The organism is Bartonella sp. AP280QHHD, assembly GCF_042196125.1.
Taxonomy (GTDB): domain Bacteria; phylum Pseudomonadota; class Alphaproteobacteria; order Rhizobiales; family Rhizobiaceae; genus Bartonella.
The window spans coordinates 134,790-151,020 of record NZ_JBHIPQ010000038.1 but is presented as its reverse complement, the minus strand read 5'-3'; the positions used below and the strand labels follow the sequence as shown (position 1 = coordinate 151,020).

The 16,231-nt window shown below is 37.9% G+C and carries 8 protein-coding genes; 1 reads left to right on the top strand and 7 read right to left on the bottom strand.

All coding sequences use genetic code 11. The features are described from left to right. Positions 1–170: 170 nt before the first annotated feature. The 5 genes from addA to ACFIMK_RS05565 all read right to left on the bottom strand — a co-directional run bounded on the left by addA (position 171) and on the right by ACFIMK_RS05565 (position 11,997). Positions 171–3,647 carry a double-strand break repair helicase AddA gene (addA, locus tag ACFIMK_RS05585; RefSeq protein WP_375682867.1) on the bottom strand — a complete coding sequence of 1,159 codons (3,477 nt, stop codon included), beginning with the start codon at positions 3,645–3,647 and terminating at the stop codon, positions 171–173. Beyond that, entirely contained in the window at positions 3,644–6,766 is a 3,123-nt protein-coding gene (gene addB, locus ACFIMK_RS05580) for a double-strand break repair protein AddB (protein WP_375682594.1), read from the bottom strand. Before addB ends, addA begins: the two co-directional genes overlap by 4 nt. Before the next feature lie 386 nt (positions 6,767–7,152). Then, positions 7,153–8,727 (bottom strand): peptide chain release factor 3, encoded by a 1,575-nt coding sequence (locus ACFIMK_RS05575; RefSeq protein WP_375638149.1) that lies wholly within the window; start codon positions 8,725–8,727, stop codon positions 7,153–7,155. Further along, entirely contained in the window at positions 8,727–10,388 is a 1,662-nt protein-coding gene (locus tag ACFIMK_RS05570) for a lysine--tRNA ligase (RefSeq protein ID WP_375620882.1), read from the bottom strand. Before ACFIMK_RS05570 ends, ACFIMK_RS05575 begins: the two co-directional genes overlap by 1 nt. Before the next feature lie 373 nt (positions 10,389–10,761). After that, complete coding sequence (locus ACFIMK_RS05565; protein WP_375612782.1) at positions 10,762–11,997, bottom strand: argininosuccinate synthase; 1,236 nt, start codon at positions 11,995–11,997, stop codon at positions 10,762–10,764. Positions 11,998–12,167: 170 nt separating this feature from the next. Here ACFIMK_RS05565 and ACFIMK_RS05560 point away from each other — a divergent pair, with 170 nt between their 5' ends. Then, the gene (locus ACFIMK_RS05560) at positions 12,168–12,809 is read left to right on the top strand and encodes a LysE family translocator (protein WP_375612781.1); all 642 of its coding nucleotides are present in this window, start codon (positions 12,168–12,170) and stop codon (positions 12,807–12,809) included. Positions 12,810–13,599: 790 nt separating this feature from the next. Here ACFIMK_RS05560 and rlmN read toward each other — a convergent pair. Next, complete coding sequence (rlmN, locus tag ACFIMK_RS05555; RefSeq protein WP_375682866.1) at positions 13,600–14,826, bottom strand: 23S rRNA (adenine(2503)-C(2))-methyltransferase RlmN; 1,227 nt, start codon at positions 14,824–14,826, stop codon at positions 13,600–13,602. 41 nt (positions 14,827–14,867) lie between these two features. After that, positions 14,868–15,371, bottom strand: coding sequence for an invasion associated locus B family protein (locus ACFIMK_RS05550; protein WP_375611465.1), 504 nt, complete (start codon positions 15,369–15,371; stop codon positions 14,868–14,870). Between the last annotated feature and the right edge of the window lie 860 nt (positions 15,372–16,231).

Below are 16,231 nucleotides of genomic sequence, written 5' to 3'. Positions count from 1 at the left end.
TCCTTTATATTCACCTTTTATAGATTGGTATAATAACAATTCATATCAAGTTATTGCAAAGATAAATTATTAAAGGACTTTTTTACACTAGGGATTGTGCGTTGTGTTTGTTTGAGCGATTTTATGAAAGTAAATAAAATGTAAAAATGCTTTGCAAGGAAAAGAGTAACTTATAAGGCAACTTCACTAAGAAATGCCTCAAGTTTTTCTGGAGGAAGTTTAAAAATTTTGGCTTCTTTACTGTAGATAAGCAGAGCCTGTATATCTTTATCGGGATGAATAGCTTGCAATAACTTTCGATAAAGAGCCATTTGCAACCAATGATGAGAAGCAATAGCAGCTTCATTTTCTGGCGGGGTTCCTGTTTTAAAATCTGCAAAGATAACGCTGTTTTGCGTGATGTAGAGACGGTCAATTTGACCAGAGATTGCTTGTTCTTTTCCACGAATTTTCACAATACCCATTAAGGAGACCTCAGCACGTGAATGCTCAGAGAAAAGGGGTTTGAGATAAACATGATCTAATATTTTCCAAATATGGCAAAGAGCATCTTCTCTTTGGCTCTCATGCCAATGAGAGGCTTTGATATTGAGATAGTTTCGAGCATAATCTCGACGTTTTTGTGGGGGACAATCGGATAAATACTGTAACAATCGGTGAACGAGATTACCATATTCAATGGAAAAAGCTCTGTTTGTGTTCATGGCTCCTAAAACAGGTGAAGTGGTAAGCTGTTTTGGACTTGAGGACAGCTCTGTATCAGCTTCAATGGAAAGGCTCGCCACTGACGGTTTTAACGGTTTTGGTAACACTGGTTCTGCTGGTACTTTATGGGAGAAAAAGTCTGGTAGAGGTGGAAGTGTTTGGCACTCAACGGAAGAAATTTTTTGGTTTATAGAAGTAGAAGAAGGCGGTGTAATGCAATAACGCCAAGCTGCAATATCTTCCGCAGGACCTTTTATAGCTACCGCATGTGGTTCGAGAGCTCTCTTTACCAGTTGTAACCATGTATGAGATGGCGTTTTCGGACCTTTATACCCGCAAACAAACAAGCGATCTTCAGCGCGTGTCATTCCTACATAAAGAAGGCGCCTATACTCCTCTTCAGCACGCTCTTTTAAACGCAAAATTGCTTGTTTAGAAGGCATTGTATCGAATTCTGCATTAGGGCGCCAGATAAAAGCTTGTTGGTCACTCAAATATGCATTGTTCAAGGGAACTTCAAGCAAGTGAGGTGAATGCTGGGGATGCCAAATCGCACTACCGGGATCAACTAAAAATACAACAGCAGCCTCCAGTCCTTTTGCGGCGTGAACAGTCATGATGCGAATTTCTTCATGATTTTGGTCAAACTCACGTTTAATTTCTGGTTCACTGACACTTAATGTTTCCAAAAAAGCTTGTAATCCTGGTAACCCCGTTTTTTGAATCGCGAGTGTGTAGTCCATAAAAGCATCAAGCACATCATTGGCTTCCGAGCCTAAGCGCGCTAAAATTTTTTGTCGTCCCTTATCATCATTTAAGATATGACTATAGAATTCGAAGACTGGTATTTTATCCACTAAAGTACGATATTGACTCAAGCTTTCAAAAGTATCTTTAAAAGGAATATGCGACGATGCCTGTTCACAAAGGCTTTTCCAAAGGGAGCCTGTACGGTGAGCGGCAAGTTGATAAAGTTCCTCTTCGCTAAGCGCAAAGAGTGGACTTTTTAAAACACAAGCAAGAGACAAATCGTCTTGTGGTTGCAAAACAAAACGTCCGAGTGCCATTAAATCACGCACACTCATATGTTTTATAAGCTGTAAACGGTCTGCACCAGCGACGGGTATATTGCGTTGTTTAAGGGCACGAGAAAGCGCTAGGGCAAATTGATCACGCTTACGAACCAAAACCATAATATCACTAGCACGCAATAACCGCCCTTTTGCTGGAAGCATTTCTCCTTTGTGTAACCAGCCTGCAATCGTTTCAGCAACTTTTTCTGCCAAACGTACTGCTGGTATATCTAAATGATCAACAGTTACATGCCAATCATCAGGAAATTCGTCTTTTTCTTTAGAAATGGCATCCCATAAAATAACTTCACCTGGACTGTGAGTACGGATAGCTTCGTGTATGGTTTTTGTATTTTCTGCTGAAAGCCCTTTATAATTCTCTGGTGTTTCAAAGACAAGATCCACACTTTTAAGAACATCGGCTGTGGAGCGAAAAGAGTAATTCAATTGTATTTTTTCAAATTTCTGCTTTGCTTGTTGTGCTTTTTTTTGAATAATTTTGCCATTTGCAGCAAAATTTTCTGGTGCAGCGCCCTGAAAGGAATAAATAGACTGTTTTTCATCTCCAACAGCGAAAAGAGTACGTATATTGTCACGTTGACTATGACCTGTAAAAAATTCTTGCGCTAAAAGTTGAATAATTTTCCATTGATCAGGGTTCGTATCTTGTGCTTCATCAAGCAAAATATGATCAAGACCCTTATCAAGTTTATAGTGCACCCATTGGCTTGCACCTTTGCGCTGTAACAAATGGAGTGTGCGCTCAATGAGATCATCAAAGTTTAAAAAACCATTGGCTTTTTTTAAATTTGCATAAATTTTGAGATAAAGGGCACAAAGCTGAAAAGCAGCCATATTGAGGGTGGCAACTTTTGCACAGTGATATTTTTCTAAAAGAACAGAAAGCTTGCTTTGTTTATCTTTAATCAATTGTTGAATAAAAGGCCAAATTTCATCTGATTTTTTAGACGATATAAGTGCAAAATTACGAGGTTTACCTTCTGTTGTAAAATAAATATTTGAAACAATATCAATGATAGTTTCTTCATCACAAGCAGTTTCTAATTGGGGAAGTTTTTCAATGATACTCTTAGTGTTTTTATTCCCATGGGTTTCACAATGGTTAAGAGCATAAAGAGGAAGACGAGCAGTCTGTTGAATTTTTTCTAGTAATTGCTGATTTGTATCATCAGGTGCTAAATTAAACAGCGCCCGCAATTTCTCTTCTCCATTTTCAGACAGAAGAGAAGACAAAAAATCAGACAGTTTATGTTGCTTTTCAGCTGCTTCATACAGCAATTGGTTAAAAGTATGTTCACTGATAACCTTAAGCAGCTGTTTTAGAGCGGGTTGTATATCATGATGCTTTAAAAGTTGGCAGCGGGCTTCTTGTAGTAATTTCTTGCGGTTGATATCATCTATGAGTTCAAAATGTCCAGCAATATTGGCTTCTAGCATAAATTGATGCAAGAGAGATTCGCAAAATGCGTGAATAGTCTGTATTTTCAAACCACCAGGTGTTTCTAAAGCACGAGCAAAGAGTTGGCGCGCATAGGTTATTTTTGTTGCACTGATAGGTTTGTTTTCAAACTTCGATAAGATTTCTTTAAGCTGTGCATCATCGAGTTCATTCCAGCTGGAGAGTGTGCGAAAAATCCGCGATTGCATAACAGCGGCGGCGGCTCTCGTGTAAGTAAGGCATAAAATACGTGCTGGAGAAGTACCGTTTAAAAGCAAACGAATAACGCGTTCGGTTAGAACATGGGTTTTTCCAGATCCTGCATTTGCAGAAACCCATACATGTGTTTTTGGATGTGTTGCTGTTGCTTGTGCATCAAGGGCTGCTTCAGGAATAGAAAAAAGAGTCATGATTGATCTCCTTTATGAAATCCATTTGACCATTCCCATAAGCGTGCCAGATGATCATAGTCACTTTCATATTGTTTTAACATAGGGACTGCGTGTGAAAGATAGCCTTGTTGTGGATTTTGATAATACTCCATTAACGCGATAAGATGTTCCCACGCCCTTTCACCAAGATTAATAACATTTTGGTGATCTTTTTCCGCTTTTTCTGAAAGAATTAATTGAGGAGTAATCTTACCTTTTCCATTAAGAGGAATATAAAATAGTTTTGAGGGGGACAGATTTTGAAAATCTGTAAAAGCTCCTCTCATTAATAGAGCGGTTTCCAATGCTAATTGTGGAAATAATAATTCGCGAACCTGTTTTGATGAAGGGGGTGTACTCGTTTTAAAATCAAGTATTTCAACCGTTTTGTTTGGCAATATATCAATACGATCAGCACGTCCTGAAAGAGTTACCCCTGTTGTACCTATGGGTATTTTTTGCGATTCCACTTCCGAATGTCGTATTCGGGGTTCTAGACTTTGTTCCCATTGCAAAATAAAGGGAGCAAGATTTTCAAATGTATTCCACCAGATTGTTTCAACATCAGCAGGCAAATTAAACTTATCAAATTCTTTACGTCCAATAGCGAGCAACACATCTAATGCATTTGCAGCATTTAGATTTTTTATTTGTGTGCAAAAATCTGCAAGAATAGCGTGATAAAGTGTTCCGCGTTCAGAAGCACCAAGGTCATGAATAAGGGCTTTAAGTGGTTTGAGCCTTAAGATTTTTTTAGCATAAATGGCATAAGGGTCATGGCGTAACGTTGTTATTTCGGTGATGGAAAAATGACGTGGACGCACTGCAATGGGTGGCACAGGGCAAGGGCGTGTTGCACAAGCAGACATGTCCGTATTGTCAAGCATCTTTGCCCAATGGCGTATCTTTTCACCTCGTGCACGGATTTGTTTCCAAACTTGTTGTCCTACGACAGTTTCTAAGCGTTGTAGCCAGCGTGAAGGGAGAGAAGGAACATGATCAACTCGTAGTGCTCGGCTCATCACCACTTTATCCATTCCCATCGCCCATTGAAAATCATGCGCGGAAAGACCAATACGCTGTTCTGGTGGTTCCAGAGTTAACATCATTTTCATCGGTCGCGATAAAAAAGCATCATTTCGGGTTGATATCGGCCATGATCCTTCATTAAGACCACCAATGACCACTGTATCAACCGTTTGCAAACGCGATTCCAAAGTACCCCAGATGAATAAACGTGGATGTCCTCCAGGCGAAGGTGCGACGGAACGGGTTGCTATTATGGCAGAAAACATAGCGGGCCATTCACAAAGATGAAATGTTAATCCCGATTGATCACTGACCAATTCACGCAAAAAATTTGATAAGGCTTGTCCTGCTTCATGTTGATAAAGATGTGCAAGAGAATTATCCTCATTGCGACCAAAATTTTCAAAAACCTCAACAGTTGCTATTGCAGCCTCATTGATGGTGCATTCTTTCTCTTGTTTCATAAGAGACGTTAAAGGCTCAACAGCTTTTTTTAAAAGATGACAAAAGAGACGTGCTTCTTCACATTTCTGCTGATCAAGGGTGTTATTTTCAGAACTATTATGAAAAGATGTTTCAATCCATTTTTCAAGAAATTGATCACATTCGCAAAGATTAATACGCCCTGTATTCCCTCGAAGAACAAAAAGTTCAAAATTTTCTGCCATTTCCCGTAAACGATGACGATTTTGTTGGAGTGTTGTAAGGGGATGTTTAAGAAGAGAAAGAAAAGCAATGGGATCATCAGGTTGCAATACATTTTCTAAGATAAGTCGTAAGAGAGTTACAGGCAATGTTTGTGCAAGTGGTATTCCGCCTGAATCATTTGCTTCAATTCCAAATCGCTGTAATTCCACAGCAACACGGCGTGCTAAATTACGGTCATTTGTAATAAGGGCTGCAGTTTTTTGAGGTTCTTCAATAGCTTTGCGTAAGGTAACAGCTATAGCGAGAGCTTCTTCACGTTCATTTATAGCTTCAATAAATGACCAATCTGCACAAAGATTTTCATAATCATCACGGATAATTTGTATCCATTTATCTGTTGTAGAAGCAGGTCGGAGTGCTTCTGATAAAAGAGCCATTCGTTTTTTCTTTGTTATACTTTGTTGGCCAATTTCGCAAACATGATGACGTTGACACTCCATGAGAGTTAGAAGTTTTTTTAAATGATATTGAGGATGGCTAAAAACATTTTCTGCAGGATCAAAAAAATCACAAGCTGTTTTTTCTTTATTGCTTGTGCTTAGTGCATTCCATTGTTCTTCATCCATATGAAGATCAAGGCCAGGAAGAACAACAGCCCCTTTGGGCAGAGAAGCTATAACCTTTAAAAGATGAGAAACTGCGGGCATAGAACCTGACACACCAGCAGCAATGATAGGTTTATCAGGCTGCGTGCATCGCAAAGTCTCTGCATGCATTGTGAGTGCTTGATTACGCCATTCCGCGGGATTGCTTCGTTGCCTTTCGGTCAAGATTTGTGGCCAATTTTGCGTAACAATAGTCAGAAAGTCGAGCGTTATTTGCCACCATTCAGCGACCATATCAGGTGCAATATCTTTAAGTTTCGACCAATCTGCTCCTTCTGTTTCAATTTCGTCCATCAAATGCGCTAAATCCTGAGCAAGCCAAATTGCATCAGCACTATGAGCCGGAATAAGTACATCTTCTGTACCAAACATGGCACGCAGATGCGCAGGTAAATTTTCACGCCATGGGCGAATAAGGCGCGCTAAAAGCAGTAAGCGTTCACTTTTTCCAATGGGTGGATTCAGAGTGCTGGTATGATTTTCAACAAAAAGGAAACTGTCTTCATCGACATCTCCTAGAGCACGAATGGTTGGTAAGAAAGTTGATTGTGTATCGCTTCTTTCAACAAAGGCTAAACGTAAAGCGCGAGCAGCACGACGTGTCGGAACATAAATAAGGCTATCGGCAAGGGCAGTTTGAATGTCTCCATTGGGAGCGAAATTATCAATAAGGGTACCGGAGAGCAGTGCCTCAACAAAGTGAGGCAAAAAAGCCATTCCAGAAGATATAGAAAAGACACGTGGTTTATAAGTCATATGATCTCATATTGGGAATAACAAATTTCATCTTATTGATTATTTGCTTTATTTTGACTGTATACAATTTTCATACAAGAAAAAACTGAAAAGCTCTATTTATACAGGAGATTTTTAGCTGACATTCAAAATACTGAAATATATGACCTTGTCTTAAGCTATTGTGAAAAAATATATCAAAATTTTAAAAGACGTTACAATTACAAATATATTATAACTTATTGAATATTATAAAATAAATTTACCGTATTCTTTATACAGTGCAATCTGAAAGTGTTCTTTACATACTCCTTTTGTTTTCAGAAAAAATAACAATATTCAGATCCCCAACTCAATATGAAAAATCATTATCAACCAAATTGTTACATAAAAAATTCTTCTTTATTTTAAGAGCGTACTTGATAATCTTTAAAAGCAGAAAATTTTATTTTAGGAGCTCTTTCTGCTTCATAATTTAATGAAAAATGGTTCTCCGCTAAAAAAACTGGATCACCTTCTAAATCATACGCAATAGCAGAGCGGTGATTGCTGAGAAACTTTTGCAACTCATCTTTGCTCTGCGCTGAAATCCAACGGCATAAATTAAAGCGCGCAGACTCAAAATTCACTGGCAAAGAATATTCTATTTTTAATCGTTCTTTTAAGACATCAATTTGCAAAGCACCAATAACACCAATGAGAGAAGGCGACCCATCATCAGGAATAAACAATTGTACAACCCCTTCTTCAGCCATTTGTTGCAAAGCTTCTTTGAGCTTTTTTGCTTTCATTGGATCGCCTAAACAAACACGACGCAAAATCTCTGGTGCAAAATTTGGTACTCCCTTAAAGAGGATATCTTCTCCTTCAGTCAAAGTATCGCCGATACGCAATGTTCCATGATTAGGGATCCCTACGATATCACCAGCATAGGCTTGATCAGCAATTTGGCGCGAACGCGCAAAGAAAAATTGTGGAGCCGAAAGTGTCATCGGTTTTCCTGTTCGAACCAACTTTGTTTTCATACCACGTTCAAGTGTTCCAGAACATACCCGAAAAAATGCAATACGATCACGATGATTAGGGTCCATATTCGCTTGAATTTTAAAAACAAATCCCGTCATTTTAGGTTCAGTTGCTATGACATTGCGCTGATCTGCACTTTGATCACGAGGACTTTGACCAAAATCTATAAGCGCATTGATCAAATCACGAACACCAAAATTTCGCAAAGCTGAACCAAAATAAACCGGTGTCATATGACCTTCACGGAAAGCTTGAAGATCAAAATTCTTGCAAACACTTTGAGCGAGTTCTACTCCTTCAAGAAAAGTGGAACGTTGATATTGGGGAAGTAAATGGACAACCTCACTGGGATTTGAAACGATCCGCTGTGTTATCTCATCATCTTTTTGGCGAAAACGGTTATGATGAAGGTCATAGGTCCCGACAAAATCTTTACCCGACCCAATGGGCCATGTTATGGGGGCGGTATCAAGAGCAAGCTTTTCTTCAATTTCATCTAAAAGCTCTATAGGATCACGTGCCTCACGATCCATTTTATTGATAAAAGTAACAATAGGAATATCCCGCATCCGACATACTTCAAACAATTTCAGTGTTCTTGGCTCAATTCCGCGTGCCCCATCCAATACCATGATAGCACTATCAACAGCTGTGAGAGTGCGATACGTATCATCCGCAAAGTCCTCATGTCCTGGAGTATCTAGGAGATTAAAAATATGATTTTCATATTCAAACGTCATCACCGAAGTCACAACGGAAATACCACGATCACGCTCAATATTCATCCAATCAGAACGGGTTTGAATACGATCTTTTTTGGCTTTTACTTCTCCTGCAAGTTGAATAGCACCACCAAACAATAAAAGCTTTTCTGTTAATGTTGTTTTCCCCGCATCTGGGTGAGCAATAATTGCAAATGTACGGCGTCGCTTTACTTCCTGCACTCTTCGTTCCATTATTCCTCCACAGGACGTGCAAGTGTTTCAGCAATCAGTGCACGCATTTCATTAATCCCATAAAGCGCTATAAATGATCCCCATCGTGGACCTCGCTCTTGTCCAAGAAGGACTTCATACAACATTTGAAAAAAAACATTAGAAACACCAGGCCCACCTTCAGGGCTTTTTTTGCTATGATCTTGATAGCGTTCCGTTAACCTTGCAACATCAAGAAGCATATTTTGTAATATGTTGCCATCAACAGTTTCAGGTAAATGAGCTAATTTTTCATCAATTTGTGCTAATGTTGCTCGTTCGCTATCATCTGGTATACGAAATTTCTTGTTTGGTTTAACAAAAACATCAAAATATTTAATGGCAAACTTCACCAATTGATCAAGTTCTGGATAAGTTTGTGCATTTGCTTCTTTAGCGTAACGAGAAATAAAACCCCAAAGAACTTCTGCATTCTCTGCATTTGAAGCACTTACCAAATTTAAAAGCATCGCAAAGGATACAGGCAAATCAACCTGCGGTGGACAACCATTATGAATATGCCATACAGGATTACTGAGCCGTTCTTGCCATTTTTGACGACCATAAGCAGAAAGATGAGCATAATATTCATCTACAGCTTTAGGAATAACATCAAAATAAAGCCTTTTTGCTGTTTTAGGTTTTGAAAACATATAAAGCCCTAAACTCTCTGTTGGGGCATAAGTAAGCCATTCATCAATGGTTAAGCCATTTCCCTTGGATTTGGAAATTTTCTGCCCTTTCTCATCTAAAAAGAGCTCATAGTTGAATCCTTCTGGGGGGGTTCCACCTAATACTTTACAAATTTTAGAAGAAAGATTTGTGGAATCGATAAGGTCTTTTCCGGCCATTTCATAATCAATGCTAAGTGCTGTCCAACGCATTGCCCAATCTACCTTCCACTGACACTTAACTTTGCCCCCCGTAACCTCTGTTTCTATGGTTTCTCCTGTTTCAGGTTCAATATAAGTGACAGTCCCTTTTTCAACATTACGCGCAATCATCGGTACCTGTAATACTTTTCCAGAAAAGGGAGAAATCGGTAGAAAGAGTGAATAGGTCGCTTGCCGTTCTTCACCTAATGTTGGTAAAATAATTGCCATAACCTTGTCATAACAGGCAAGGATTTTCAAAAGTGTTTCATCAAAACGACCGGAATTGTAATAATCCGTAGCACTTGCAAATTCATAATCAAAACCAAAACGATCAAGGAAAGCCCGTAACCGCGCATTATTTGCCGCTCCAAAAGAAGGATAATCATCTCCAAAAGGGTCGGGTACACGGCTCAACGGTTGACCAAGATAATGTTCCATCCTCTCGCGATCAGGCACATTCTCAGGAACCTTGCGCAAACCATCCATATCATCAGAAAAACAAAGTAATTTTGTTTTTACTTTATTCTCCGTGAGAATATGAAATGCATGACGCACCATGGTTGTACGTGCAACTTCCCCAAAAGTTCCAATATGCGGTAAACCAGAAGGGCCATAACCTGTTTCAAATATCACACTGTCTGGATAACCCGTTTTTTCATACCGTTTGATAATCTTACGTGCTTCTTCAAATGGCCAAGTTCTCGATTGAGAAGCTGCATCTTTTAATTCAGGCGTAAGGTTGAGGGTATCACACTGATCACGCATCATTATTTATCCTAAAAATTACACTCTTTCAAAATAGGGTGTATGGTTCTTGAATTTATTCGTCAATAATAGCAAGCAAAAAGATGAAAATTTCTTTATACTCTTAAGTCACTATACAAAAACCGCCCTCGTTATAAATATATTTTGTTCTGATAAAAATCAAAAACATTCAATATTATAAAGCAAAATTGACCTGTTTTGATTATCGAAGCCTTCATTGCTATTATTATCATGGGTTTTGCTTATTATATTTATTAGCGCAGAAGATAAGCTTCTAGTATTGAACGAAAGAACGGTAAAAACCAACAGAAAAATGCTTAAACTAGGCATTTCATACAAAAGCACTAATCCATATTACACTTGTCACCGTAATTTTCTATTTCTTTTCTTTATCACCTTGATGACGCATTGCTAATGTACGCAAACGTAGAGCATTTAATTTAATAAAACCAGTTGCATCTCTTTGATCATAAACACCTTGATCATCCTCGAAAGTTACTAACTCACTGGAATAAAGTGATTTTTTACTTTGGCGCCCTTCAATAATTACATTCCCCTTATAAAGCTTTAACGTGACTTCACCTTCAACATGTTCTTGAGATAAATCAATAGCTGCCTGCAACATCTTACGTTCCGGCGAAAACCAAAATCCATAATAAATGAGTTCTGCATAACGTGGCATCAATTCATCTTTTAAATGAGCTGCGCCACGATCTAACGTTAAAGATTCTATAGCTCTGTGAGCCGTCAAAAGAATGGTTCCACCTGGTGTTTCATAAATACCCCGTGATTTCATACCCACAAAGCGATTTTCTACCAAATCTAACCGACCAATACCATTATCGCGCCCATAATGATTTAACTCTGCAAGTAAAGTTGCAGGTGATAAATTTTTTCCATTGATTGAAACAGCATCGCCTTTTTTAAAGCCAAGAGTAATTCTGGTTGCTTGATCTGGAGCATCTTCCGGCGAAAGAGTACGCATATGGACATATTCAGGAGCAGGAAGTGCTGGATCTTCTAAAATCTTTCCTTCTGATGAAGAATGCAATAAATTTGCATCCACTGAAAAAGGCGCTTCACCTTGCTTATCCTTTTCTACAGGAATTTGATGAATACGAGCAAATTCAAAGAGATCTGTCCGACTCTTAAAATCCCAATCACGCCATGGAGCAATAATCTTTATATCAGGATTAAGCGCATAAGCGGAAAGCTCAAAGCGTACCTGATCATTGCCTTTTCCTGTTGCTCCATGAGCAATGGCATCTGCCCCTGTTTCCTCAGCAATTTCAATAAGGCGTTTTGAAATAAGTGGACGTGCAATTGATGTTCCTAAAAGATAAGTCCCCTCATAAACGGTATTGGCTCGAAACATCGGAAACACAAAATCACGCACAAATTCTTCGCGCAAATCTTCAATGTAGATCTCTTTAACACCTAGCATTTCAGCTTTACGACGAGCAAGTTCTAGCTCTTCCCCCTGCCCCAAATCTGCTGTAAAAGTTACAACTTCAACACCTAGCGCACTTTGCAACCATTTAAGAATAATTGACGTATCCAATCCACCTGAATAAGCCAAAACAACTTTTCTAATATTTTGCCACTTTTTCATTTTAACGTTCTATATGAGCTACTTTTTTATTTCTACCCAAAAATCAAAACGATGCAAGAAATATAAAAATAAATTCTTTTTAAGCAACATTAAAAAGACGCAAAAAGCGTAAATAAAGGTGCCTCAAAGTATAAATAGTGAACACTGCTTAAAAATAAAAGGAGATTTACGTGTCATTTCTACCGGAGTGGTCTATTGTTGTACAATTTGCTTTAGCATCGTTGATTTTAGCACTTATTCCAGGACCAGATATGATGCTTTCTGTAGGACGAACCATTACACAAAGCAAAAAAGCTGGAATTATGTGCGCCTTGGGTAGTGCAACAGGGTTTGCCATTCAGGTTACCGCTGTAGCACTTGGCTTATCAGCGCTTATTTTTGCTGCACCACATACTTTTGTTCTTCTGAAAATTGTTGGCGCCTTTTATCTTTTATGGTTTTCCTTTCAAGCTTTACGGAGAAACCCCACTTTTTCCTTTGAACAGACATCTTCTAAATCTCAAAGCGCTAAACGTAACTATCTTGCTGGTATTGGAATTAATCTTCTCAATCCTAAAGTTATACTCTTTAACGCGACATTCTTACCACAATTTATCAATGCGAATGATCCTATGGCAACACAAAAATTGCTCTTTTTAGGACTCTCTTATATTCCTATTTCTTTCCCCATTACAATTGCAATCGTTTTTACAGCGCATAAACTTACCAAAACTCTCAAAAAGAACCCTCTTTATATTCGCTTTCTCGACTGGCTTATTGCTGGTACTTTTACCAGCTTTGCCCTCCATCTCCTTGTGGTTACAAAACATTGATTTATACGTGTAATGTATCGCTTTTAATTTAAATAAAAAAAACAAATATTATAAGATTTTTTCATTTCAAACCTGTTTGTTTTGGATAAAACAATACCTTTCCTTTGTACATCACAAGAGAAGCTGGAGTTTTCGTATGGATAAAAACTATCTAAGAAAAGAATAAAAACACCTCTTATAAACCATCTCAAGTACTAAAAGCTGTTACAACATTGGGAGCTGAAAAATAGAATGGTGGTACCAATTTACACCTTTATTAAACATAAAGGTGTAGGAGTACAATACATTCACAGAAGCTTTTTGTTATACTCCTCACAAGCATTATCGTGATATGAAGAGTGTACTAAGAGATACTTAAAAAACATATCAATGGATAACTCAATGGTATTTATATTTTAGATCCTCTGTTTTGCTTGTGATGCGTGATCTTATTTAAGAAAATAATAAACAAAAGCATGAGGCAGTGCACAATCTCCACTTTTTAAAAGATATTACCGTAGATGCTTTTAAAAGACATAAAACCGAATTAACGAGTATGATAATAAGGTAGAAATTAGTTATAATCCTTAAGACCTCATATTCCCTCTAAATTAGGTTTCCTTCTTATTTCAGAGATTATGTAAACAGACTATAGACAATCTCTTACCCCATTTAGCATATAAACGCTGAAACTGTTCGTCTAGCACTTATCCATCTTAATCTCTGTCTCACATATGCCATCGCATGAAGTTTGGATATTAAATTACAAACAAAAAAGTATAGGCCTCGATATCGCTGAAAATTGCGTTACCTAATGACCAATGGCATTTTCAAGTCGTAAACGTTCAGATTTACGTAAGCGCTCTGAAGCTGATTTAAGCTGTCCACATGCAGCTAAAATATCGCGTCCACGCGGTATCCGAATAGGAGAAGCATAGCCCGCTTGATTAACGACATCAGCAAAACGCTCGATTTGCTCCCAATCAGAACATTGATAATTACTCCCTGGCCACGAATTAAAAGGGATTAAATTAATCTTAGCAGGAATCCCTTTCAATAACTGAATCAATCGCTTAGCATCATCTAAACTATCATTGATATCTTTCAGCATAACATATTCAAATGTGATTCGTTTTGCATTGGAAAGACCAGGATAATTACGGCAAGCCTCCATTAGTAAAGCAAGCGGATATTTTTTATTAATGGGAACAAGCATATCCCTTAGTGTATCGTGTACTGCGTGGAGTGAAATTGCTAACATAACACCAATTTCTTCTCCAGTTCGGATAATTCCAGGAACAACTCCACTAGTTGAAAGCGTAATTCGACGTTTTGATAAAGAAAGTCCATCGCCATCAGAGGCAATCAATAAAGCTTTTTTAACAGCTTCAAAATTATAAAGAGGTTCTCCCATTCCCATCATAACAATATTGGTAATTTTTCGTCCTTCAATGGGAACAATTGCTCCATCAGGGGTATTCTTATCAGGAAAATCACCCAAACAATCACGTGCAACCAATAATTGTGCCAAAATTTCTTCTGCGGTCAGATTACGAACAAGCGTCTGCGTTCCCGTATGGCAAAAAGAGCAGGTTAACGTACACCCTACTTGCGATGAAAGACATAAAGTACCACGTCCTTCTTCAGGGATATAAACCGTTTCAATTTCAACAGGCCTTCCAGCTCCACGTGCAGGAAAACGTAAGAGCCATTTACGCGTACCATCTTTTGATATTTGTTCTCCAACAATTTCTGGGCGCGCAATGGAGAAATGACACTTAAGTGTTTCTTGCATTGCTTTAGAAATATTCAGCATCTCATCAAAATTTGAAACACCACGCACATAAAGCCAATGCCAAAGCTGACGCACACGCATACGCGTTTGATGCTCTGGTACACCAACTGTCTTTAAAGCTTGCATCATTTCATCTTGCGACAAACCAATTAAAGAGAGCTTAGAACTCTCCTTCACGACCACATTATCTGTTTTTCGTGCAAAACATGAACCAACTGGTCTAAGGTCATAAGAAATGGCCATTGCTTTCCAATTCACATCACTATTTTAGAGTTATCGAAACCTTAATGGCACTTTTGAGCTGCATTTAATGCAGCAGTGACCCCTTTTAAGGAATAAGTATAAGTGGTATGCGTTCCTCGTTTTGATATCGCTTGCACTGTCATATTGCTTCCAGCACGCATAGCAGAAACAAGCTGCTTTTCTAGCTCTGATGACGCCAGCCAAGCTGAGGAATCTTTCGTGAAAAAATCAAAGTCCTTACCTCCAATGGTCACTGTCACTCTCGACCCTTCTTGAAGGGTATAACCAGCCATAAACTGCGGTTCAAACGAAATAGGTGAATGAGAACGCTTGGTAACCAAGAAAAAGTTATCACCATGATTAACTGTCGTTGGAAGAGCCTTCAAAGGTACCGATAACACATAGCAAATCGTATTTTTGGGCGATTTATAAGAATAGGCTCCCCACGCTTCAAATTGATTTAAACGGCTTGGCGTTTGTGCATATGCCACTCCCGCTGTAACAAGAACCATTACAGATGCAGCAATAACAGTCTTTTCAAACATCTTCATTTAGCTCACTTCTTTAGTCTCTAACAAGATTTTCTTCATTGGAAAAATTCAACAAAAACTCCTCGATATTCATGTGTTATTGTCCTAATTCCTTCAATAAGCGAAATATTTTCACACTAATCAAAATAGATTTCTACGTTTCATTGTGACCTTTTAATCGTTACCAAAACATAAACTTCTTATTCAATAACCACATTAAAAAATAATATCTTCATTTTACGCTACTTATTTCGTTTTTGTATAAAAAACGATTTCTTTAAGCTATAGAACTTCAAAACGAGATGAAAATATACCATCACTCTGTTAAGAAATAAACCATACTCTTTATATCACAAGCAATCTGATGCAAAATTTTGAAAATACACCCCGGACTCCCCGCAAAAAAGCTTAATCGCCTTACGAATATCACTTCTCGACTTTATGCATTCAATACATTTATGTTCGCAGAATACTCCATCTTTTACTCATTATAGTGCATTCATATTTCGTATTCAATATCGTCCCGATAACACTTTTTCTCAATCTTCAAAAGACCTTGTAAAAATAATAAAATATTATCAAGATATTAATAATAAAACATAAAGAATTTAGATTCTATCTCAATAATCACATACAATTTTGTTTCTTTTGATCTTATTTCCCTATATACTTCATCTCCAATTATTAATTTCTAAAATGATTTTAGTAGCTTATAATAGCTTAATCGTATTATTTTAATGTATTAGACGATATTTTTCTTTCTGTTATAAAAAACTTCTTAAGAATTCTTTGGGAAAGTCTCCTTATCTTATTTCTAAGTAATTTATAAAAAGAAATATAAAACTTTTTTCTATAGCAGTTCTAACATTACCGTT

Excerpts from the sequence above, each read along its gene's own strand:
- addA (WP_375682867.1), bottom strand. The coding sequence starts at position 3,647 with ATGACTCTTTTTTCTATTCCTGAAGCAGCCCTTGATGCACAAGCAACA.
- addB (WP_375682594.1), bottom strand. The coding sequence starts at position 6,766 with ATGACTTATAAACCACGTGTCTTTTCTATATCTTCTGGAATGGCTTTT.
- ACFIMK_RS05575 (WP_375638149.1), bottom strand. The coding sequence starts at position 8,727 with ATGGAACGAAGAGTGCAGGAAGTAAAGCGACGCCGTACATTTGCAATT.
- ACFIMK_RS05570 (WP_375620882.1), bottom strand. The coding sequence starts at position 10,388 with ATGATGCGTGATCAGTGTGATACCCTCAACCTTACGCCTGAATTAAAA.
- ACFIMK_RS05565 (WP_375612782.1), bottom strand. The coding sequence starts at position 11,997 with ATGAAAAAGTGGCAAAATATTAGAAAAGTTGTTTTGGCTTATTCAGGT.
- rlmN (WP_375682866.1), bottom strand. The coding sequence starts at position 14,826 with ATGGCCATTTCTTATGACCTTAGACCAGTTGGTTCATGTTTTGCACGA.
- ACFIMK_RS05550 (WP_375611465.1), bottom strand. The coding sequence starts at position 15,371 with ATGTTTGAAAAGACTGTTATTGCTGCATCTGTAATGGTTCTTGTTACA.